General features: G+C 74.2%; 20 protein-coding genes and 1 tRNA gene. 8 read left to right on the top strand and 13 right to left on the bottom strand.

The features are described from left to right. The first annotated feature begins 5 nt into the window (after positions 1 to 5). Complete coding sequence (locus ABZY13_RS17530) at positions 6 to 2,069, top strand: FHA domain-containing protein (RefSeq protein WP_356631547.1); 2,064 nt, start codon at positions 6 to 8, stop codon at positions 2,067 to 2,069. Here ABZY13_RS17530 and ABZY13_RS17525 read toward each other — a convergent pair. After that, a complete protein-coding gene (locus ABZY13_RS17525; protein ID WP_356631545.1) occupies positions 2,066 to 3,127 on the bottom strand; it encodes a methyltransferase domain-containing protein in 1,062 nt (353 codons plus the stop codon). The genes ABZY13_RS17530 and ABZY13_RS17525 overlap by 4 nt on opposite strands. Before the next feature lie 100 nt (positions 3,128 to 3,227). On the opposite strand from ABZY13_RS17525, the gene ABZY13_RS17520 reads away from it, so the two are divergent. Beyond that, positions 3,228 to 3,641 carry a globin gene (locus ABZY13_RS17520; RefSeq protein WP_356631543.1) on the top strand — a complete coding sequence of 138 codons (414 nt, stop codon included), beginning with the start codon at positions 3,228 to 3,230 and terminating at the stop codon, positions 3,639 to 3,641. A gap of 39 nt (positions 3,642 to 3,680) precedes the next feature. Here ABZY13_RS17520 and ABZY13_RS17515 read toward each other — a convergent pair whose 3' ends face one another. From ABZY13_RS17515 to ABZY13_RS17485, 7 genes are all read right to left on the bottom strand, one after another. Continuing rightward, complete coding sequence (locus ABZY13_RS17515) at positions 3,681 to 4,358, bottom strand: hypothetical protein (protein ID WP_356631541.1); 678 nt, start codon at positions 4,356 to 4,358, stop codon at positions 3,681 to 3,683. Beyond that, positions 4,355 to 4,801: a thioesterase family protein gene (locus ABZY13_RS17510; protein WP_356631539.1), complete on the bottom strand. Its 447-nt coding sequence runs from the start codon at positions 4,799 to 4,801 to the stop codon at positions 4,355 to 4,357. The genes ABZY13_RS17515 and ABZY13_RS17510 overlap by 4 nt, the downstream gene beginning before the upstream one ends. A gap of 2 nt (positions 4,802 to 4,803) precedes the next feature. After that, positions 4,804 to 6,468 carry an energy-dependent translational throttle protein EttA gene (ettA, locus tag ABZY13_RS17505; RefSeq protein ID WP_356631537.1) on the bottom strand — a complete coding sequence of 555 codons (1,665 nt, stop codon included), beginning with the start codon at positions 6,466 to 6,468 and terminating at the stop codon, positions 4,804 to 4,806. A 411-nt stretch (positions 6,469 to 6,879) separates the two neighbouring features. After that, complete coding sequence (locus ABZY13_RS17500; protein ID WP_356631535.1) at positions 6,880 to 8,298, bottom strand: TQXA domain-containing protein; 1,419 nt, start codon at positions 8,296 to 8,298, stop codon at positions 6,880 to 6,882. Between the two features lie 273 nt (positions 8,299 to 8,571). Further along, positions 8,572 to 9,057 (bottom strand): single-stranded DNA-binding protein, encoded by a 486-nt coding sequence (locus tag ABZY13_RS17495; protein ID WP_356631533.1) that lies wholly within the window; start codon positions 9,055 to 9,057, stop codon positions 8,572 to 8,574. Between the two features lie 325 nt (positions 9,058 to 9,382). Then, a complete protein-coding gene (locus ABZY13_RS17490) occupies positions 9,383 to 11,689 on the bottom strand; it encodes a GTPase (RefSeq protein ID WP_356631531.1) in 2,307 nt (768 codons plus the stop codon). Between the two features lie 3 nt (positions 11,690 to 11,692). Then, positions 11,693 to 13,306 carry a dynamin family protein gene (locus ABZY13_RS17485; RefSeq protein ID WP_356631529.1) on the bottom strand — a complete coding sequence of 538 codons (1,614 nt, stop codon included), beginning with the start codon at positions 13,304 to 13,306 and terminating at the stop codon, positions 11,693 to 11,695. 319 nt (positions 13,307 to 13,625) lie between these two features. Between ABZY13_RS17485 and ABZY13_RS17480 the strand changes: the two genes are divergently transcribed. After that, a tRNA-Arg gene (locus ABZY13_RS17480) sits at positions 13,626 to 13,701 on the top strand. A 171-nt stretch (positions 13,702 to 13,872) separates the two neighbouring features. Further along, the gene (locus tag ABZY13_RS17475; protein ID WP_356631527.1) at positions 13,873 to 14,142 is read left to right on the top strand and encodes a chaplin; all 270 of its coding nucleotides are present in this window, start codon (positions 13,873 to 13,875) and stop codon (positions 14,140 to 14,142) included. A gap of 156 nt (positions 14,143 to 14,298) precedes the next feature. Here the strand turns inward: ABZY13_RS17475 and ABZY13_RS17470 are convergent, their stop codons facing one another. The 5 genes from ABZY13_RS17470 to chpG form a co-directional block, all read right to left on the bottom strand. Next, a complete protein-coding gene (locus tag ABZY13_RS17470) occupies positions 14,299 to 15,165 on the bottom strand; it encodes a tyrosinase family protein (protein WP_356631525.1) in 867 nt (288 codons plus the stop codon). Then, complete coding sequence (locus tag ABZY13_RS17465) at positions 15,149 to 15,556, bottom strand: tyrosinase family oxidase copper chaperone (protein ID WP_356631523.1); 408 nt, start codon at positions 15,554 to 15,556, stop codon at positions 15,149 to 15,151. The genes ABZY13_RS17470 and ABZY13_RS17465 overlap by 17 nt, the downstream gene beginning before the upstream one ends. 127 nt (positions 15,557 to 15,683) lie before the next feature. Continuing rightward, positions 15,684 to 16,301, bottom strand: a complete 618-nt coding sequence (locus ABZY13_RS17460) for a vitamin K epoxide reductase family protein (protein WP_356631521.1) — start codon at positions 16,299 to 16,301, stop codon at positions 15,684 to 15,686. Positions 16,302 to 16,480: 179 nt separating this feature from the next. Next, on the bottom strand, positions 16,481 to 16,756 hold the full coding sequence (locus ABZY13_RS17455; RefSeq protein WP_356631519.1) for a hypothetical protein: 276 nt from the start codon (positions 16,754 to 16,756) through the stop codon (positions 16,481 to 16,483). A 221-nt stretch (positions 16,757 to 16,977) separates the two neighbouring features. Beyond that, on the bottom strand, positions 16,978 to 17,217 hold the full coding sequence (gene chpG, locus ABZY13_RS17450) for a chaplin ChpG (protein ID WP_356631517.1): 240 nt from the start codon (positions 17,215 to 17,217) through the stop codon (positions 16,978 to 16,980). A gap of 236 nt (positions 17,218 to 17,453) precedes the next feature. On the opposite strand from chpG, the gene ABZY13_RS17445 reads away from it, so the two are divergent. From ABZY13_RS17445 to ABZY13_RS17430, 4 genes are read left to right on the top strand one after another with little or no spacing between them, the layout of a single operon-like run. Beyond that, on the top strand, positions 17,454 to 18,533 hold the full coding sequence (locus tag ABZY13_RS17445; RefSeq protein WP_356631515.1) for a DUF3344 domain-containing protein: 1,080 nt from the start codon (positions 17,454 to 17,456) through the stop codon (positions 18,531 to 18,533). Positions 18,534 to 18,584: 51 nt separating this feature from the next. Then, the gene (locus ABZY13_RS17440) at positions 18,585 to 19,763 is read left to right on the top strand and encodes a glycosyltransferase (protein WP_356631513.1); all 1,179 of its coding nucleotides are present in this window, start codon (positions 18,585 to 18,587) and stop codon (positions 19,761 to 19,763) included. After that, the gene (locus ABZY13_RS17435) at positions 19,760 to 20,023 is read left to right on the top strand and encodes a hypothetical protein (protein ID WP_356631511.1); all 264 of its coding nucleotides are present in this window, start codon (positions 19,760 to 19,762) and stop codon (positions 20,021 to 20,023) included. Before ABZY13_RS17440 ends, ABZY13_RS17435 begins: the two co-directional genes overlap by 4 nt. Further along, positions 20,020 to 21,444, top strand: coding sequence for an exopolysaccharide biosynthesis polyprenyl glycosylphosphotransferase (locus ABZY13_RS17430; protein ID WP_356631509.1), 1,425 nt, complete (start codon positions 20,020 to 20,022; stop codon positions 21,442 to 21,444). Before ABZY13_RS17435 ends, ABZY13_RS17430 begins: the two co-directional genes overlap by 4 nt.

The raw sequence follows: 21,444 nt of genomic DNA, 5'->3' as shown, positions 1-21,444 counted from the left end.
CCGACATGCCGACCTGCCCGAACGGACACCAGTCGGGTTCCGACGACTGGTGCGAGGTCTGCGGTCACCGCATGGCCGGTGCCGTGCCTCCGCCACCCCCGCCCCCGCCGCCGCCCACCGGCGGTTACGGCTTCCCGCCGCCCGGCGGGCCGAACGGCGGTCAACAGGGCGGACGTCCGCACCCGTCCGCGGTTCCGGATTCGCCGCCCGAGCTGTGCCCGCAGTGCCGTACGCCCCGTGAGGGCGCCGCGCCGTTCTGCGAGGAGTGCCGGTGGAACTTCCTCACCAACACGGCGACGTCGTACACCCCGGCCGCCCCGCGCCCGTCGACGCCCGCACCGCGCTTCCAGCCGCCGTCGTTCGGCGGGACGGACTCCTACGAGTACCAGGGCTCCCGCCCGTCCCAGGTCAACCGCCCGGCGGAGCCGATCCCGTCGGGGCCGCCGTTCGGTTCGGCCCCGGGTGGTCCGGCAGGCCCCGGTGGTCCGGGCGGTCCCGGTGGACGCGGGGGCCAGGACGGACCGGGCGGATTCGGCAACCCCGGCGGCCCCGGCGGGCCGCAGGGCCCCGGTGGTCCGGGTCCGGGTGGGCCCGGAGGCCCGTTCGGTGAGCGTCCCGGTCCGGGTGGACCGGGAGGGCCCGGCGGCCAGGGCGGGCCGGGAGGCCCGTTCGGCGAGCGCCCCGGCCCGGGTGGACCGGCAGGACCCGGCAACCCGGGCGGCCCGTCCGGCATGTTCGGCGAACGCCCCGGCCCCGGGGGACCTGGCGGCTCCGGCGGTCCCGGTGGTCGCGGCGACTTCGGTGGGCCGGGTGACTTCGGTGGTCCGGGCGGACCCGGTGGCCGCGGCGGGCAGGACGGACCGGGCGGCTTCGGCAATCCCGGCGGCCCCGGGGGACCTGGCGGCGCGGGCGCTCCCAGCGCGCCCGGCGGTCCTGGCGGGCGCGGCGGGCAGGACGGTCCCGGCGGCTTCGGCAACCCCGGTGGTCCCGGCGGACCCGGTGGTCCCGGCGGACCCGGTGGACCCGGCGGTCCCGGCGACTTCGGTGGGCCGGGTGGGCGCGGTGGGCCGGAGGGGCCCGGCGGCTTCGGGGGCCCGGGCGGCTCCGGCATGTTCGGCGAGCGCCCCGGGCCCGGGAGCCCTGGCGGCCCGGGTGACTTCGGTCGTCCGGGGGGATCCGGTGGTCCCAACGGACCCGGTGCTCACGGCGGACGCGGTGGACCAGACGGTCCCGGCGGCCCCGGTGGTTTCGGCGGACCCGGCAGCCCGCAGGGCCCCGGTCCCGGCGCCCCCGGCCGTCCCGGCGGACCGGACGGTCCCGGCGGCTTCGGCAACCCGGGCCCGCCCGGCGGCCCCGGCGGCCCCTCTGGCTTCGGCGGCGACCCGGCGCGGCCGGCGCCCCCGCCGCCCGGCCCCACCCCGCCCGGCGGTCCCGGCGCGCCGCAGGCGTTCCACCAGCCCGGTGGTCCGTCCGCTCCGCCCGCTCACCCCGGCTTCCCGCAGGAGCCGGGCCGGCAGCAGCCGGGCGGCGGCGCGCCCTTCGGCGGCGGCGCCGACGACGACTGGGTGCTCCCCCCGCCCTCCCACACCGGCCCCGGACAGGGACAGGGACAGGGACAGCCCGGCGGCTACGGCTACCCGCACCCCGGCGGCCCGCAGCGGCCCGCCACCTGGACGGCGACGATCGGCCCCGACCGCGCGTACTTCATGGCGATGATGCAGCGCTCCGGCCCGGAGGCCGCGGGCCTCAACCTGCCCGCGTACTCACCGGAACAGCAGCGCACCCTCTCCGGCAACCAGGTCACCATCGGCCGGCGCCGCCATTCCACCGGCGACACCCCCGACATCGACCTGTCGGTGCCGCCGGAGGACCCGGGCGTCTCGCACCAGCACGCGGTGCTGGTGCAGCAGCCCGACGGCAGCTGGGCGATCGTCGACCAGAACTCGACCAACGGCACCACGGTCAACGGCGGCGAGGAGCCGATCCAGCCCTTCGTGCCGGTGCCGCTCCAGGACGGCGACCGCGTCCACGTCGGCGCCTGGACGACGATCACCATCCGTCGCGGCTAACGCTGCGCAGAGGACGACGGGAGGGGCCAGGCGTACGGCCCCTCCGGTTCGTCCAGCCACGCCCACGCGTGCTCGCCGCTGACGGTGATCCCGTACCGCTCGCGCGGCGGCTCCCCCTCCCGCTCCCACAGCGCGTACGCCTCCTGGGGGTCGAGCCTGCCGCGGGTCAGCGCCACCAGGAAGCGGAACGAGTCGCTGTCCCGGCCGCGCAGCGGTATCCCGCCCAGCGCCGCCGGTTCCGGCTCCGCCCCGGCGCCGCCACGCAGCGGGACGAAGAAGGCGGACGTGTGCAGGAAGCGGCCCTCGGCCTGCCCGGCGCCCCGGACGTCGAGCGCGACCAGTCCGGTGGCGAACGGCGTCAGGATGCGCCCGCCGGGACGGCACTGGGCGAGCCAGGCGCGCGGAATCGACGGCAGGGCGCAGGTGGCGATGATGCGGTCGTAGGGAGCGCGTTCGGGCACACCGCGCGCGCCGTCCCCGGTGACGACGACCGGGTGGTACCCGGCGGCGTCCAGGTGCCGCCGCGCCGACTCGGTGATCTCCGGCTCCAGATCGACGGTCGTGACGAGACCGCCGTCGCCGAGCCGGTGCGCGAGCAGGGCCGCGTTGTAGCCGGTCCCCGCGCCGATCTCCAGCACCCGGTGGCCGTCCTCCACCTGCAGCGCGACGAGCATCATCGCCATCAGCGAGGGCTGACTGCTGGAGGAGAGCAGCTCGCCGTCGCGCAGCCGGGTGGCCAGCGGGGCGTCCTCGTAGGCGCCGCGCGCCCAGCGCTCACGCGCGGCGGGATCGGGGCTCTCCCCCCAGTGCCGCTCGTAGCCGCCGACGACGCCCACGTAGTAGTACGGCACGAAGAGATGCCTGGGCACCGCCGCGAAGGCCTCCCGCCACACCGGGTCCGCTTCCCAGGCCCCGTCGGCGTCGATCTCCCGCACCAGCGCGGCCCGCGCCGAGGCGGCGACGGCCTCCAGCCCTTCGCAGCCTTCGTCGCCCTCGCGGCGTTCGCCGCGCTCGGGACCGTCGTCGCCCGTGTCCGTGTCGAGAGCCTGCGCACCCATGGGTCCACTGTCCTGCGATTCCCGCCGCGAGGCGAGCGCCCGGCGCCTCGTGGTATCCGTGGTCCTAGGGCCGCAGACCTCGGTCCCCGCGTCTGAGACCATGGACGGCGTGAATGAGATTCGGCGCGGCACGCTTCAGGAGCAGACCTTCTACGAGCAGGTCGGCGGGGAGGAGACCTTCCGCCGCCTGGTCCACCGTTTCTACGAGGGAGTCGCCGAGGACCCGATCCTGCGGCCGATGTACCCCGAGGAGGACCTGGGTCCGGCCGAGGAGCGCCTGGTGCTGTTCCTGATGCAGTACTGGGGCGGTCCGACGACGTACAGCGACAACCGAGGGCACCCGCGGCTGCGGATGCGCCACGCCCCGTTCGCCGTCGACCGGGCGGCGCACGACGCCTGGCTGAAGCACATGCGGGACGCCGTCGACGAGCTGGGCCTGTCCGAGGAGCACGAGCGGACGCTGTGGAACTACCTGACGTACGCCGCCGCCTCGATGATCAACACTCCGGACTGACCTCACGGGCCCCGTCACCGGCCCCGACGCGGGCGGGCGTCAGCGCACGCTGACGCCCAGCGCCCCCAGCCCCGCCCGCCGCACCGCGACCGACCCGTACGGCGTCCGCAGGCGCAGCCAGGCGCCCGAGGAGAGCAGCCCCAGCTCCTGGTCGCCGGTGCCGGGGCGGACGAAGCCGAGGGACTGTGCGGCGTGCACGGCGCGCACCGGGAGCGCGGTCCGTCCGACCGTCCGGGACCATATGTCGCGCCCGATCCGGTCCAGTTCGGCCCGGGTCCGGCTCTCGGCCGGCAACTCCTGGGACCTGGTGCGGAATTCGGCGACCGCCGCGGCGACCAGCGCCCGCAGCTCGTCCGCCCCGGGCAGCCCGGCCTCCGTCCGCCAGCCTCCGCGCGGGGGCAGCACCCCGGCCCACGGCGGCCCGGTGACCGCGCCGGGGACCGCGGCCGTGGCCGCCGTCCCGTCCACGGCCTCCAGCAGTTCACCTGCGGACACGGTCACGTCCAGCGTGACGTCCAGCCCGTTCTCGTACGGCTTGGCCAGCCGCACCGCGCGGACCGCCAGCACCTCGAAGGACGGAGGCCGGCCGAAGACGGCGAGCGCGGTGCCCGCGGCCTGGAGGCGCACCGCGGCTCCACGGTCGTAGTGGAGCAGCCGGGACAGGAAGGCCGCGAGGTCCGCGGCCTCCCCGTCGTCGGCGAGGTGGAGCACCGTCATGCCGCGACGGCCTCCTCCTCGCCACCACTGCCGCCGGCGTCGGCGGCAGCGTCCGCGTCGTCCATGTACTCCTCCAGGAACTCCCGCTCCTCCGCGGTGATCCGGCGCGGACGCTGCGCCTCGAAGTCGAACGGCACGATGACCGTCGAGGCGCGGACGTAGACCTGGTCGCCGTCCTTCACCTCGTAGGAGAGGGTGAAGGAGGCGGCCCGGATCTGGGTGACCCACAGCTCGATGTCCACGGGCGCGTGCCGGTGGACGAGCTGCCGCTTGTAGTCGATCTCGTGGCGCGCCACCACCGACCCCTGCCGGAAGTCCTTGTCCGGGCGGAACAGGAAGTCGATACGGGCCTCCTCCAGATAGCGGAGGAACACCACATTGTTGACGTGGCCGTACGCGTCCATGTCCGCCCAGCGCAGTGGGCAGCGGTAGATGTGCCGCAAGATCAGCCCCGGGTCAGCTTCTTGTAGGTGGCACGGTGCGGACGGGCGGCGTCCGGACCGAGCCGCTCGATCTTGTTCTTCTCGTACGACTCGAAGTTGCCCTCGAACCAGAACCACTTGGACTCGCCCTCGTAGGCGAGGATGTGGGTGGCGACCCGGTCCAGGAACCACCGGTCGTGGGAGACGACCACGGCGCAGCCGGGGAAGTCCAGCAGCGCGTTCTCCAGCGAGGACAGGGTCTCGACGTCGAGGTCGTTGGTCGGCTCGTCGAGGAGGAGCAGGTTGCCGCCCTGCTTGAGGGTGAGCGCCAGGTTCAGGCGGTTGCGCTCGCCGCCGGAGAGGACGCCGGCCGGCTTCTGCTGGTCCGGACCCTTGAACCCGAACGCGGAGACGTAGGCCCGCGAGGGCATCTCCACCTGTCCGACGTTGATGTAGTCCAGCTCGTCGCTGACGACGGCCCACAGCGTCTTCTTCGGGTCGATGTTCTCGCGGCTCTGGTCGACGTAGGAGATCTTGACGGTCTCGCCGACCTTGATGGTGCCGGAGTCGGGCTGCTCCAGACCCTGGATCATCTTGAACAGGGTGGTCTTGCCGGCGCCGTTCGGGCCGATGACGCCGACGATGCCGTTGCGGGGCAGCGTGAAGCTGAGGTCGTCGATGAGCACCTTCTCGCCGAAGGCCTTGTGGAGGTTGTTGACCTCCACGACGACGTTGCCCAGGCGCGGGCCCGGCGGGATCTGGATCTCCTCGAAGTCCAGCTTCCGCATCTTCTCGGCCTCGGCGGCCATCTCCTCGTACCGCGCGAGACGGGCCTTGGACTTGGCCTGCCGTCCCTTGGCGTTGGAGCGGACCCACTCCAGCTCTTCCTTGAGCCGCTTCTGGCGCTTGGCGTCCTTCTGGCCCTCGACCTTGAGACGGGTCGCCTTGGTCTCCAGGTACGTGGAGTAGTTGCCCTCGTAGGGGTAGGCGCGCCCGCGGTCGAGCTCCAGGATCCACTCGGCCACGTTGTCCAGGAAGTACCGGTCGTGGGTGATGGCCACGACGGTGCCCGCGTACTTGGCGAGGTGCTGCTCCAGCCAGTTCACCGACTCCGCGTCGAGGTGGTTGGTGGGCTCGTCCAGGAGCAGCAGGTCGGGCGCCTCCAGCAGCAGCTTGCACAGCGCGACGCGGCGCCGCTCGCCGCCGGAGAGGTTGGTGACGGGCCAGTCGCCGGGCGGGCAGCCCAGGGCGTCCATGGCCTGCTCCAGCTGGGCGTCGAGGTCCCACGCGTTGGCGTGGTCCAGCTCCTCCTGGAGCTTGCCCATCTCGTCGAGCAGGGCGTCCGAGTAGTCGGTCGCCATCAGCTCGGCGATCTCGTTGAACCGGTCGAGCTTGCCCTTGATCTCGGCGACGCCCTCCTGGACGTTCTCCAGGACGGTCTTGTCCTCGGTCAGCGGGGGCTCCTGGAGCAGGATGCCGACGCTGTAGCCGGGAGAGAGGAAGGCGTCGCCGTTGGACGGCTGCTCCAGCCCCGCCATGATCTTGAGCACGGTCGACTTACCGGCGCCGTTCGGGCCGACGACGCCGATCTTCGCCCCCGGCAGGAAGTTCAGGGTGACGTCGTCGAGGATCACCTTGTCGCCGTGCGCTTTGCGCGCCTTGCGCATGGTGTAAATGAACTCAGCCAAGAGAAACCGTCCGGCAGCTTGAAATCTGGCAGTGGGCAGATACACCCCATCTTGCCGTACGTCCATCCCTGGGTGGTAACCCGTCCGATCCGGCGGTCCTGACCTGGGGTTTCCCTGCGACGGAGGCCGACCGGCCGCGCCGGCGAGCGCCGGCCACCCCCTAATACCTCCCTCCGGGGCGGAGACCCTCCGATGCGGGCCCGTCGCCGCCGGCGCTGCTGGTGGTCGTCCCGACCGTGGGGCTCGCACGGTGGCTCTTCGCGAGCCGGGGCACGCTGGGCGGCCGCCCCGGCGACTCCGGCCTCTGCCCCGCGAGCAACGTCCCGCTCCGGTGGCCCGCGTGGCGCCCCGCCTGACCGGCCGGGACCGACCACGTCCGAGCACTCCCAGTACGGGGCCCGGGCCGCAGGGTCAGTCCTGGGGCGTCTTCTTCTTTCGTACGAGCACCAGGGCCGCGCCTCCTATGACGACCAGGGCGATGGCCGCGCCGCCTATCAGGGGGGTGGCGCTGGAGCTGCCGGTGGCGGCGAGGTTGACGTCGGCGTCGGTGCTGCCCACCGTGGCCGGGCTCGGCTCGGCGAGGAGCTGCGGGGAGTCGCCCGCCTGCTCGGCCTCGTCGGTGCGGGTCAGGCAGTCGAGGACGCCGGCGAAGCGCTGGTCGTAACCGCCGGGGCCGGTGATCGTGAAGTCGTAGGCCTGGTCCTCCTGCAACGGGACCGACACCGTCTCCGACTCCCCCGCCGCGATGCTGTGCTCGACGCCCATCAGCTCGAAGACGAACGGCGCGTCGCCCTCGTTGACGGCCGTGATGTCGACCGCCCCCTCGGCACAGTTCTCCTTGGCGGACAGCGCGGGTATCGCGCCCGTCGCCGCCCAGGTGGCGCTCGCGGTCGCCGAGACCGTGGACGCGCTGGAGCCGGCCAGGATCTGGGTCTGGCTGCGGCTCTCGGAGGCGAAGGCCCGGCCGACCGGCACGGTGGTGGAGGCCTGGAGGGTCACCTCGGTGGAGCCGTCGTCGGCGTCCTCGGGCACCGCGAGGAACAGCTCGCTGCCGTCGCGCGCGGTGGTGACGTCCTCACCGTCCTTGCCGACGATCCGCACGCCGCTGGTCTCGGCGTCGGCCGGCGGGGCCACCGTGACGCTGTCCGCGTTGGTGTGCACGGTCACCGGGCCCAGCAGCTCGCCGGGGTGGCCGGAGAGCGCCGACGGGTCCAGGGTCAGGGACGCCCCGGGTTCGGCGGCGTCGCGGGCGCTCTTCTCCAGGTGATCGGCGAGCTTCTCGGCCTGCGGGTCGGCGGCCTCGACGTCGGCGCCGTCGGAGTAGCGCCAGATCGCCACCTGGGTGCCGGCCGCCGCGTCCTGCTCGCTGAGCCCGCTGTCGATGCCGGCCCGCCGCGCGAGCGCCGCGAGGTCGTTCACCTGCGGATAGGAGTTCTGCAGGATCCAGCGGATCCGGCCGGCGTCGTCATTGGCCCCGAGCGAGGTGCCGCTCCACGGCGTCTCGTGGTACTTGGCGTCCTTCTGCGTCGGGTTCTGGATGTCGACGCAGTACGTCTGGAGCGTGCCGCCGCCTTCGACGGACATCTCGAACAGACCGGCGGATATCTCCTGGTCGCCCTCGTCGGTGTGGAGGACCGCCGTGCCGTAGGTCTCCAGACCGCCCATCGTGGCGGTCGCTCCGCCCTGGCCCCGCACCGCCCCGGTTCCGGCCGCGACGGCGGGACCGGCCGTCGCCAGCACTCCGGCGGCGAGCCCGGACACCATCGTCACGGCGGCGAGGCGGGCCGCCCCGCGACCGCGTACGGACAGTGCGGAGAACGAAGCAAACACCTAAATTCCCCTCCGGGCGGGACCCGTTGACGTGGGGGGCGGTCCCGCCAGCAGAATCATCACGGCACAAGAGCCAACTCCCGCATCCTAAGGACGCGGGCGCATCAGCCTTCCCGGTGATCGAGTCGGCCGGTGATCCGAATCGGAATCGTTATCGCAGGACCGCCCATGAACTGGGCTTATCGACAAATCCGCTCGGGGCGTTCAGTAACGCAATCGCCGATAAGCCGCAGTTCGGTCAGTCGACGGGCATGGCCGCCGTCACGGCCGACGTCACGTCACCGCTGCGGATTCCAGGGCGCGTTGATGGTCACCGGCCGCCCCGGACCCCTCCTCTCCGGCCGGCGTCTCCCACGACGGCTCCGGTTGCGACGGTGAACCCGCCGCTCCGCTCTCGGTCTTGCCGTTGCCGCGCCGGAACGCCGAGGTGCCGCGCGCCAGATCGTGGCCGATCGCCACGGCGTCGATGTCCGCGGACGTCCAGCTCTGGCCCTCGCGCACGTCCGTGCGGACCTTCAGCCTGCCCTGCACGACAACCGGGTCGCCCACCGAGAGAGAGGCCGCCGCGTTGGTGGCCAGCTGGCGGTTCGCCCACACCGTGAAGAAGTTGGTGTGCCCGTCGGCCCACACGTTCTTCTCCCGGTCCCAGTACCGCGCGGTCACCGCCAGCCGGAACCGCGCCGACGGCCCCGCCACCAGCTCCCGGTACACCGGCTGCGTCGCCACGTTGCCCACCGCGCAGATCAGCGTCTCGTTCATCTCACTCGTCCCTCCCCGCCCGACCGTTCACGCGCCGGGCGGACACGCCGACGGGCCCGTCCCGTACGGCTGCGTCTGATGCGGCGACCTCGCCGGTCGTGATCGCCGCGGAACCAGACTGCCTCCGCCGGGCCGGGCCCGCCGGGCGCTGTGGACCGTCCCCCACCTGTGGAAAACTCCGCCACCCGATCGAGGAAGCGAGGGCCCAAGCGCCAAAGGCCCAAGCACCCCAAGCACCGAAGGATCGAAGGATCGAAGGACGAAGCGCTGAAGGGCGAGGCACCGAGAGGACGGGAGGCCGACCCGCGGCCGGTCCCCCTCCCCGCTACCTCCCCCCAGCCCGCGCCCCGATCACCCGCCCGTACTGTTCCCGCACCTCCCGGTACCGCAGCAGTTCCGCCGCGACCGGGTCCAGCACCCGCGCCCGTCCGCACCCGGCCGCGGCCTCCCGGAGCCGGCGTTCCGCCTCCAGGCCGTATCTGCGGGCCGGTCCCCGCGCCGCCATCCGGCAGCTCCACTCCACGATCGGGCCTCCGACGATCCCGGACACCATCAGCAGCACCGGCACCCCGAGGTTCGGCGACATGACCCCGACGATCTGCCCGACCAGCCACAACCCCCCGACGATCTGGAGGAGGGTCATGCAGGCCTGCACCAGCACGGCCACCGGCCACCAGCCCGGCGTCGGCGGCCGGCCCGGCGGCAGCCCGGCCCGTGCCGTCAACTCGTCCAGCGCCTCCGACAGCCCCTGGGACCCGCGCACGGCGGCCTCGCGCACCGCCTGCGCCCAGGGCGCGGGCAGCCCCGCCGACGCCCGGTCGGCGACCGTCCGTACCGCCTGCTCGACCCGTTGCCGCGCCGTCGCCTGCTCATCGGCCTGCGTGCGCACCGGCAGCCGCCCGGTGGGCGGTTCGCGCCGTTCCTGGTACCACCGCCACAACCGCAGCCAGGGCGTCCCACAGGCGCGGTTGGCGTTGCGCAGCCACGCCCGCTCGGCCGCCTCTCCCGCGGCCGTCGCGCCCACGGCGTCCGCGAGCCGCGCGGAGAACTCGTCCCGCGCCTCCTCGCTCAGCCCCGGCCGGCGGCGCGTGGCGTAGACGGGCCACAGCCGTGCCGCCGCGGCGTCCAGGTCCGCCGAGATTCGGCGTGCCGCGGCGCCCCGCTCCGCCACGAACTGGCCGAGCACCTCGCGCAGTTCCGCGACTCCCTCCCCGGTGAGGGCGGACAGCGCGAGCACGGTCGCGCCCGGTTCGCCGTACTCGCCGAGGGCGATCCCGTCCTCGTCCAACAGCCGCCGCAGGTCGTCGAGGACCTGGTCGGCCGCCTCGCCGGGCAGCCGGTCGACCTGGTTCAGCACGACGAACATCACCTCCGCGTGCCCGGCCATGGGACGCAGATAGCGCTCGTGCAGCACGGCGTCGGCGTACTTCTCCGGGTCCACGACCCAGATGACCGCGTCGACCAGTTCCAGGACCCGTTCGGCCTGCTCACGGTGGTGCACGGCCGCCGAGTCGAGGTCGGGCAGGTCGACCAGGACCAGCCCGCGCAGCTGCGCCTCCGCCTCCGGGCTCTGCAGCGGGCGCCGGCGCAGCCGGCCGGGGATGCCGAGCCGGTCGATGAGGGTGGCGGCCCCGTCGCTCCAGCTGCACGCGATGGGCGCGGCGGTGGTGGGGCGCCGTACGCCCGTCTCCGAGATGGTCACCCCGGCCAGCGTGTTGAACAGCTGGGACTTGCCGCTGCCGGTGGCGCCCGCGATGGCGACGACGGTGTGCTGTCCGGAGAGCTTGCGCCGGGCCGCCGCCTCGTCCAGGACCCGGCCGGCCTCGGCGAGGGTCCGGTTGTCCAGCCGCGCGCGGGACAGGCCCACCAGCTCGCGCAGCGCGTCGAGCCGCGAGCGCAGCGAGCCGTCGTAGGCGAGCGGGGTCACGGTCTGCGGGCTCGACGCCCGGTGCTCCACGACGGCGGCCTGCTCGACGGCGGTCGCCTCGTTCACCCGCCGGGCGATCAGCCCGTCGTCCCAGGCGTCCTCGGCGTCCGCGCCGTAGACATCGTCGGCCCGCCCGCGTGCGCGATGCTCCACCGCGCGTCCGGCCCCCTTCTTCGTACCGGTGTCGGCGGCCTTGCGCCTGCTCCTCCAGAACCGCCGCTCACCGGCTTCCCGTTCCGCGGAACCGGCCTCCTCGGAGCGGTCCTTCGCGGCATCCCCGGCATCCCCGTCCGCGGAGCCGCCCGCTCCGGTACGGCCCTCCGGGCGCCCTCCGTCGGTCGCCGCGTCCCCGTCCGAGGCCACGCCGTCCTCCACGGCGCCCTCGCCTCCACGGGAACCCGACTCTCCGGGATCGCCGTCCCCCGAGCCCGTCGCCCCGGAGCCGGCCTTCGAGGAACCGGCCTTCCCGGAAGCCGACCCCTCGTCGGCCGCCTCCCCGGCAGCTGAGCCCTCCGCACCCGAACCGTCCGCGGCAGAGACCTCGGCGCCCGTCCTCCCGGCCTCGCCGCCTTCGCCTTCGCCCCCGCCCTCGCCCCCGCCCCCGCCCCCGTCGCGGGCACGGTCGGCCTGTTCCGTGTGCTCCGTGTGCTCCGTGTGCTCGGTGTGGTCCGTGTGGTCCTGGTCCTGGTCAGTGACGGCAGTCACCGGTCACCTCTCCTTCTGCAGTACGGACAGCGCGGCGATGAGTTCGGCCTGCGGCTCGGGCTGGACCTCGAGCGCGTCGAGCGGGGCCATACGGCGTTCGCGCTCGGCGTTCATGACCCGGTCCACGTACTCCACGAGGAGCCGCCCGCCCCGGTCGCGCAGCCGCAGCGCGCCGTGGGCGCCGAGCCGCTCGGCGAGCCCTTCCCCCGCCACCCTGGCCCGGCGCCCGCCGAGCAGCGCCGTGGCGACCAGCGCGGCGATCACCTCGGGATCCGGCGCGACGCTCCGGTCCAGGGCGCGGACCTCGTCTTCGGCGTACTCCTCCAGCTCGCGCCGCCACCGCCGCACCGCCATCCCGATGCGGTGCTCGGCGCTCTCCGGGGTCGACTCGGGGTCCTCCAGCTCAGGCGCGCCCGCCGCCGGTTCACGCCGCCAGGCCTCGTCGATCCGTTCGTCGGCGGCGGTGACGGAGCACAGCACGAGGTCGCTCAGGCTCTCCACAAGGGCGTCGAGCAGTTCCCCGGCGGTGCAGTCGAGCGGGAAGGCCCGCCACCGCTTGAGCGCGTCCCCCGCGAGCACGGCCCCGCTCTGCAGCCGGCCGCGCACGCGCGCGTGCTCGCTGTCGTAGGCGTGGTCGACGGCCGAGGTGAGCCGCAGGGCGGCGGCGTACTGGGCGGCGGCGGCCCCGGCCAGCTCGGGCAGCCGGGTCCGGAGGGAGGCCAGGACGCCGTAGGCGGTGCGGGCCATGGCGTGCTGCCGGGCCGCGGGGTCCTGTGCCTGGTGGACGAGCCACGTCCGCAGCGGCGCGACGGCGGTGGCCGGCAGCAGGCCGCCGCCCCACGCCGACTCGGGCAGCTCGGGCACGGTGAAACGCGGCACGTCGCCCAGCCCGGCCTTGGTGAGCAGCGCGCCGTACTGCCGCGAGACCTCCGAGACGACCTGGTGGGGCACCCGGTCGAGGACGGTGACCAGGGTGACGTCGTACTCCTTGGCGGTGCGCAGCAGGTGCCAGGGGACGGCGTCGGCGTACCGCGCGGCCGTCGTGACCATGATCCAGATGTCGGCGGCGCAGATCAGCTCGGCGGCGAGGAAGCGGTTGTCGGCGACGAGGGAGTCGACGTCGGGCGCGTCGAGGAGGGCGAGGCCGGGCGGCAGGGTCTCCACGGTCTCGATCCGCAGGACGCGCGTCTGGTCCTCCCCGGGGAGGAGGAGATCGTCGTCCTCCCCGGTCTCCTGCGGGGGCGCCCACACGCGCGTGAGGCCGGGCAGCACCCTCATGCCGCTGAACCAGTGGTGGTCCTCCGGGTGGCACACCAGCACCGGCGTGCGCGTCGTCGGCCGCAGTACGCCCGCCTCGCTGACCCTGCGGCCCACCAGGGAGTTGACCAGCGTCGACTTGCCCGCACCGGTGGAGCCGCCGATGACGGCCAGCAGGGGCGCGTCGGGCTCTCTCAGCCGGGGCACCAGGTAGTCGTCGAGCTGGGCGAGCAGTTCGTCGCGGTTGGCACGCGCGCGTGGAGCGCCCGCCAGCGGGAGCGGAAAGCGTGCGGCGGCGACGCGGTCGCGCAGCGCGGAAAGTGCGTCGAGCAGCTGAGGCCGTACGTCCAAGGTCACCACATGCGAAGAATGCCCAATTTTATGGGATATCTGAAGCATATGAGCATGTCTGCGCGCCGACAGAACAGAAGGGGCGCATAGGGCGAGGGGGACAGAGGCACAGCGCAGGCATAACGAGTACACAACACCCGGCGCGCGAGGCGCGAAAAGCGCTGCACGTTTGCCACCTGCCTGCGATTATCGGACCGCTTCACTGAACCTCCACATTGAGCCACGGAGGCGAAGCGACAGGGTCAAGGAGCCGGGAGCCCTATCCTTGACCCCGGCGACGTCACGGTTCGGCCCGCACGCGGGCACCACGACAGAGGCCACCACACCGGCCCCCGTAGCTCAGTGGATAGAGCAGGCGCCTTCTAAGCGCTTGGCCGCAGGTTCGAGTCCTGCCGGGGGCGCCACACAGCAGGCCGGTTCCGGCCAGCACGACCATCGGGCCTCTCCACTCACCCTTCCCCTCAAAACGGGTGATACGGACATCATTCCCGTGACCGACTCCCGCTCCCCGCGTTGAGCGGAAAGTGCGGCGGCGCGTCCTGCTGTCGCGCTCACCGAGTCAGAAGGAGAACGTGATGTCTCGCATCGCGAAGGCCGCCGGTGTGGCCGTCGGCACGGGCGCCGTGGTTCTCGGCGGGGCCGGTCTGGCCATGGCGGACGCGGGCGCCAAGGGCGTCGCCGCCCACTCCCCGGGCGTGCTGTCCGGCAACGTCATCCAGGTCCCGGTCCACGTGCCGATCAACCTGTGCGGCAACACCGTCAACATCGGCGGGCTGCTGAACCCGGCCGCCGGCAACACCTGCGAGAACAGCGACGGCAAGAAGTCCGGCGCGTACGGCGGCTGACCTGCGCAGCGCCCGCACCACCGCCGCACAGCGCGACACCCAGCGGTACCCGCCGCACCCGATGAGAGCCCCGGCAGCCCCGAGCGCCGGGGCTCTCCCGTGCCACGCGGCCGGCCGGGGCGGGCCCGACTCACCGGCCGTCGCCCGGACGCGGACTCACGCGTAGCGGTAGAAGCGCGTGTGGTCCTCCAGTTGATCCGGCGTCACGTCCCACGGAGGCAGCCGCTGGTGCCGGGCGATCACCCGGCCGTGCTGGGCGTCCCCGCGGCCCGGCGGCTTCGCCGGGAGGTACCGGTGTACGCGGTGCCGGCGCTGCCAGCGTGACCAGAGCAGGTCGACGAAGGCGTGGTGCAGCCAGAAGGCGGGGTCGTTGACGGAGGCGCCGCCCACCATCACCCCGCCGACCCAGCGGTGAACCCTGTTGTGGTTGCGCCAGGACACGCTGCCCCGGCCCGCGCCCCAGCCCTCCAGCTTGTTGCGGAAACCCCGGCGCGCCGTCGAGTCCCAGGGCGGGGCGTCGTACACGGGGTCGGCGAGGGCCCACTCGACGTCGGTCCTGGTCGGCAGTTGGATCGGATCGCGGGCGCGGCCGAGGTCACGGGTGAGGAACTCGGTGTCCGTCACGTTCTCCGTGAGGGTCCAGTTGCCCTCGGCGTAGGCGAACGGTCCCGTCGTCACCCGGCGGTCCCAGGGCCGTCCGTTGCCGCCGAGCAGGTCGTCGGTCCAGGGCGCCGAGGTGGGCGTGCGGTCGCGGGTCCAGTCCCAGTAGGGGATGGTCACCGACGGATCGACGCGGCGCAGGGCCTTCTCCAGTTCCAGCAGGAACCGGCGGTGCCAGGGCAGGAACGACGGCGTCATGTGGGCGGTGCGCAGGCCGTCCTCGCCGTCGGCCGTGTAGAACGCGATGTGCGTGCGCACGAACTCGTCGTACTCGCCGCGGCGCTTGAGCACCAGCAGGGCGTTGACGAAGCGCCGCTTCTCTGCGCGTGTCAGCGTGCTGACGTCCCTACGGACGTACGCCACGGTGTCCCCCTCCGGCGTCGTGCGGCTCCCGCAGCGACTCGCCCGGGCCCAGTTCGTCGACGGCCGCGCGGGCGGCCTCCTGCGGGGTCGGGTACGAGCGGTAGTGGTCGACCGTGCTGAGCCAGCCGCCGTCCGCGCGGCGCATCAGATGCAGTGGCCGGCCGTCCACGGTGACCCGCACCTCCTGGTCCCCGAGGGACCTGACGCCGCGGATTCTGCGGCCCCGGTACACCTCCTCGAACACCACGACCTCGCGGGGTTCTTCGGGGAGTGCTTCCTCGGGGGGAGGGGACGCCGCGACGACGGGGGCCAGGGCGAGGGCGGCGGCCGAGCCGAGCAGGCCTCGCATCACGTTCCGCCGGGGTCTGGGTTCGCCCGCGTTGACGGCCATGGGGTGCTCCTCGTGCGGTTCGGGTGGTCCGTACCGCCATAACCGTCCGGCCCCGTTCCCGAACCCCGCACGCCTCCAGACGGACCATCCGACCGGCGGACCATCCGACCGGCGGCCGGCCGTCCGGTCAGCTCGTCCAGAAGTCCCACCAGCGGGTCAGGATCAGCATGCCGATCACCCCGAGGTGCACCGCCGGCAGGACCCAGGTGAACTCGTCGAGCAGTGTGCGCAGTCCGGGCGGCGCGGGGAGGAAGGAGCGGCGTACGGCGAAGGAGACGACGTACCAGAACATGAGGATCGTGGCGATCCACGCCAGGACGCACCACAGGCACAGCGCGTTGATCCGGTAGAGCGACTCGAACTGCAGCCACGACACGAATCCGACGCCGAACAGACAGCCTGCCGCGAAGAGCAGCCAGTACCAGCGGGGGAGGACCGCGCCCGCCAGCAGGCTCACGCCGACGCAGACCACCATGCCGTACGCCACCAGTCCGAGCATGGGGTTGGGAAAGCCGAACGCTGCGGCCTGGTCGCTCTCCATGACGCTGCCGCAGGACACCACCGGGTTGAGGCTGCAGCCGGGGGTGAAGTCCGGGTCCTCGAGGAGTTTGAACTTGTCCAGGGTGATGACCCAGGAGGCCAGCAGCCCCGCGGCTCCGGTGAGCACCAGCAGCACCGCGAGGGCGCGGCCGGCGCCGGCGGTGGGGGCCGGCGGGCGGGCGCGGTGGGCGGCGGTGCGGGCCATCAGGAGCGCGGGCCGCGGGCCGGCGGCATCGGGAGGGGGCGGGTCGCGCCGGGTGCGGTGGTCACGGCGCGACCTTAGTGGCGGGGCCCGGGGCGGCCCGCCGGGTTCTCACCCGTGCGGACGACGGCCCCGGCCCGCTCCACCCGATCGAGCGACGCACGCGCCGGCGGTCCCGGGCGTCAGCGCACCGGCATGCCGCCGAGCAGGCGGGCCCGGTTGAGGCTCTCGGTCGTGCTGTTGGCGGTGTGCAGCACGGAGCCCTCCTTCTCGGTGTCGAGCGCGTGCGTCTCCTGCCGCAGCGGCATGACGTCCACGGGCTCGGAGGTGATCGTCTTCACCGCGCCGGTGACGCTGGTGGGCGGGGTGGGGCCGGCCGGGGCGGCGAACGCGGGCGCGGCGGCGCCGGCGACGACGAGGGATCCGGCAACGACAGCGGCGGCCTGCAGAGGCTTCATCGTGGTCCTTTCGTCGGCGGCCGGGGCCGCCGGAGGAAATTGTTGCGCCCTGCCCAACGATTTCCGGCCGGAGCGGAAACCCTGCCCGCAGAGGGTTTCTGCGGCCCGTTCGGATTTCCGAACCCTCGGAATGCATAAGAAATACAAAAAGAAAGAGGGTGCCAAAAGGAACCGGCCGCCCTCCCGTCAGGGAAGAGCGGCCGGCCGGAGCGCGGAGAACGCTACTTGTTCGTGCACTCGTTGCCGAACGCCGGGTTCAGCAGACCAACGATGTTGACGGTGTTGCCGCAGACGTTGACCGGGATGTGAACCGGAACCTGGATGACGTTGCCCGACAGCACGCCCGGGGAGTGGGCGGCGACACCCTTGGCGCCACTGTCGGCGGTGGCCACACCGGCGGTGCCGGCCACGGCGGCAGCGGCGACGGAGGTCAGAACCAGGCCCTTCGCGATACGCGACATGGAGAAATGCTCCTTGGGGTTGACACAAAAACATCCGGGCGGATGCCCGGCGTTGTGTCAACGCGCGGGAGGGCCGGGAGTTGCGCCCCCAAAGGGGTGATGTGACAGGTGGGACAGTTTCACCAATCCGACACGATTGAGGAGTTTCGAGGTATTAGTCCGGTTAGTGGCTAGAGTTGCCGCTCGTCCGACGCGCCCCTTGCAGGGGGCCGCTTCCCGGAAGGGCAACGCCGGTCATGAGCAACTCCCTGGGTCCGCTGCTGCGCCGCGCGGCAGCGGGCGCCCTCGCCCTCGCGGCGATCGCCGCACCGGCCGCCGCCCGCGCGGGCGCGCCGCCCGTGCCGGAGGCGGAACACGTCCCCTTCGCCCAGCGGTACGGGGCGGTGCAGCGCGGCGGCATCGTCCGCGCGGCGAACACCGCCGTCACCTGCCGTCCGGCGCCCCGGTCCGCGGCCGGCGCCGCTGTCTGCCCGGCCGCCCGCGCGGGCCGCCCGGCGGTCAACGGCGACTTCCAGATGACCTACGTCGACGTCGACCGCGACCCGAACACCTACAACTCCTCCCGCGCGGAGGTCCGGCTGCCCAAGGGCTCCTCGGTGTCGTACGCGCGGCTGTACTGGGGCGGCAATCTGCGCGTCGGCGAGCAGAAGCCGAGCGAGGACAACGCGCGTGTGCTGGTTGCCGAACCCGGCGGCCGGTACCAGGAGGTCCTCGCGGACACCGTCGTGGGCCACCGGGTGGCCCCGGAGGCGGACGCCTACCAGGCCTCGGCGGACGTCACCGGCCTGGTGCGGCGCAGCGGGCCGGGCCTGTACACGGTGGCGCAGCTCAACGTGGCGATGGGCAGGTCGGCGGCCGGGGCGTGGGGCGGCTGGACGCTCGTCGTGGCGTACGCGAACCCGAAGGAGCCGCTGCGCCTGCTGTCGCTGTGGGACGGGTTCGACGTCCTCGGCGCGGGCCGGGAGATCCTGCTGCCGGGCCTGCCGCCGGACGCGACCGGTCAGGTCGGCCTGGTCGCCTACGACGGTGACCGCGGCCGTACCGGGGAGTCGCTGGCGCTGTTCACCGGCCGGGCGGCCCCCGCGCTGCTCGGCGACGCCGCCAACCCCCGCGACGACGTGCTGAATTCGACCATCAGCGGGGCGTCGGGCAAACGGGTCCCGGCGTACGCGCACACCCTCGGCTACGACTCCGACGTGTTCGGCCTCGGCGACGCCGCGCGCACCGGCGCCCACCGCATCGCCCTGCGGCTGACCGGCGGGAGCGACGAGGCCTGGGCCGGGGTGCTCTTCGTCGCCGCGGGCGCCTCACGGTGACCGTTCCGCCCGCCCGTCCCGAGCCGCACTCGTGAGCGAGGAAGACCGCGCATGCACCAGTCAGCAACCGATCCCCCGCCACGGGTCCTGCACGTGGCCCAGCCCGTGGACGGCGGTGTCGCCCGGTACGTCACCGATCTGACCCGGGCTCAGCTCGCCGCCGGGCTCCGCGTCGCCGTCGCCTGCCCGGACGGGCCGCTCGCCGGTGCGCTGCGGGCGCTGGGCGCCGAGGTGCGGCCGTGGCGGGCGACGCGCGCGCCGGGGCTGTCGTTGCCCGGTGAGGTGCGCCGGCTCGCGCGGCTCGTCGACGAGGTGCGGCCCGCCCTGGTCCACGCGCACAGCGCGAAGGCGGGGCTCGCGGTGCGGCTCGCGGTGCGGGGGCGGATCCCCACGGTGTTCCAGCCGCACGCCTGGTCGTTCGAGGCGGTCGGCGGACCCGCCGCGGCGCTGGCGCTGGGGTGGGAGCGGTTCGGGGCGCGCTGGGCCGACCGGACGGTGTGCGTGAGCGCCGCCGAGCGGGAGACGGGGGAGCGGGCCGGCGTCCGCGCGCGGTGGACGGTCGTCCCCAACGGCATCGACACCGCGCGTTTCCGCCCCGCCCCCTCCGCCGCCGCCCGGGCCGCGCTGCTCCCGGACGACGATCCGGAGGCGCCCCTCGTGGTCTGCGTGGGGCGGCTGTGCCGGCAGAAGGGCCAGGACGTCCTGCTGGCGGCCTGGGAGGAGGTGGTCCGGCGGAGGCCGGGGGCGCGGCTCGCGCTGGTCGGCGACGGACCGGACCGCCACCGGCTGCGCGCCCCGGAGCCGGTGCTGTTCGCGGGGGACGTCGCCGATCCCGTGCCCTGGTACCAGGCGGCCGACCTCGTCGTCCTGCCGTCCCGCTGGGAGGGAATGGCGCTGGCCCCGCTGGAGGCGATGGCCTGCGGGCGGGCCGTCGTGGTGACGGACGTGGACGGCGCCCGCGAGAGCCTGCCGCCCGGGCACGCCGCGCACTGCCTGACACCGCCGGAGGACCCGGCCGCGCTGGCCCGGGCGATCGCCGCGCTGCTCGCCGACCCGCCGCTGCGCGCCTCGCTCGGCGAGCGGGGCCGGCGCCACGTCCTGGCCGCGCACGACGTACGGCGGACCGCCGAGGCGGTGGCGGACCTGTACCGCGCGCTGCTGGGCGCGGTCCCGGCCGTCCCCGCGGCGCACGCCGTGCCCATCGAGCACAGGGAGCCCAGCCACCCGTGAGTACGGAAAGCACCCCGGCGACCACCGCAGCCCCCGCGCCTGCCCCGACGCACGACGTGCGGCACACGGCCCGCGCGGCCACCCACCCCCAACCAGCCACCGGCACCCCGGCGACCACCACCGCCACGCCCACCCCCACCCCCACGCACGACGTACGGCACACGGCCCGCGCGGCCACCCACCCCCACCACCCGCAACCGGCCGCCGGGCCCGCGGCACACGCCGTGCCCACCGAGCACAGGGAGCCCAGCCACCCGTGAGTACGGAAAGCACCGCCGCCGACCCCGCGCAGGGCACCGTCCCGGCGCCCGGCGCGCACGTCTCGGTCCTGCCCGCGCCCGGCCGCGCCGGCGCCGGGTTCCGGTTTCCCGTCCGCCGGCCCCCGGTCCGTCCGCCGTCTCCGTTGCCGCTGCTGGCCGCGGACCTCGCCGCCGCCCTGCCGGCCGCCGCGGTCCTCGCCGGGCAGCGCCCGTTCCAGGCGGCCCTGCTGGTGGCCGGTGCGCTGCTGCTGCGCCCGCACCGGCCGCCCCGGCGGCTCCAGGGCGTGCTGGACGAACTGCCGACGGTGTGCGGGCGGATCGCGGTGGCCTGGCTGGCCCTCGCCGCCCTGACCGCCGCGTGCGCCCCGCAGCACGCCCTGCCCGCCCGCACCCTCGCGGCCGGGTACCTGGTGCACGCCGCAGCAGGCTGCGCGGCCCGCGCCCTCGTGCACCGGCGGCGGCGCGCGGCGCTGCTGCGGCATCCGCGCGCGGCGCTGGTGGTCGGTCCGGCGGCGACCGCGCGGCGGGTGGCCGCGGCGGTGCTGCGGCACCCGGCGTGCGGGGTGCGGCCGGTCGGGATCGTCACCGAGCGGGCGGACGGCGGCGAAGGGCTGCCGGTGCTGACGACCGGGGAGGAGGTCCAGCGGGCGCTGATCCAGAACGGCGTCCGCGACGTCCTCGCCGTGCACCCCAGCGTGCGGTCCGAGCAGGAGCCCGTGCTGCGGGCGCTCGCCGAGTCGGGGTGCACGGTGTGGGAACTCGACGCCGACCCGCCCTCCCACGGGGCGCGCGAACACCTCGCCGGCTTCTCCTGCCGCCCCCTGGACTGGGGCGCGGGGCGGCGCGGCGGGGCCGGCAAGCGGGTGCTGGACGTGGTGGTGTCCGGGGCGCTGCTGCTGGCGGTCAGCCCGCTGCTGCTGGTGTGCGCGCTGGTGCTGCGGATCAACGACGGGCCGGGCGTGGTGTTCCGGCAGGAGCGGATCGGCCTGGACGGCCGCCCGTTCACGCTGCTGAAGCTGCGCACCCACCGCCCGGTGGACGAGCACGAGGCGGCGACCCGCTGGAGCGTGGCCAACGCCCACGACATGCCGTGGTTCTGCCGCTTCCTGCGCCGGACGTCGCTGGACGAACTGCTCCAGCTGTGGAACGTCTTCCGGGGCGACATGAGCCTGGTCGGCCCGCGTCCCGAACGGCCCTACTTCGTCGCCCAGTTCAGCCAGACCTACCCGGGCTACGCGGCCCGCCACCGGATGCCGGCCGGGCTGACCGGTCTCGCCCAGATCAACGGGCTGCGCGGCGACACCTCGATCGAGGACCGGGCGCGGTTCGACAACGCCTACATCGACGACTGGTCGCTGTGGCAGGACGTCTGCATCCTGCTGCGCACCGCGACCGCGCTCGTGCGCCAGACGGGAAGCTGA

It is taken from the genome of Streptomyces sp. NPDC006610 (genome assembly GCF_040611575.1).
In the GTDB taxonomy this organism is placed as follows: Bacteria; Actinomycetota; Actinomycetes; order Streptomycetales; family Streptomycetaceae; genus Streptomyces.
The sequence above is the reverse complement of the archived record's forward strand: the minus strand, read 5'-3'. Positions and strand labels throughout refer to the sequence as shown.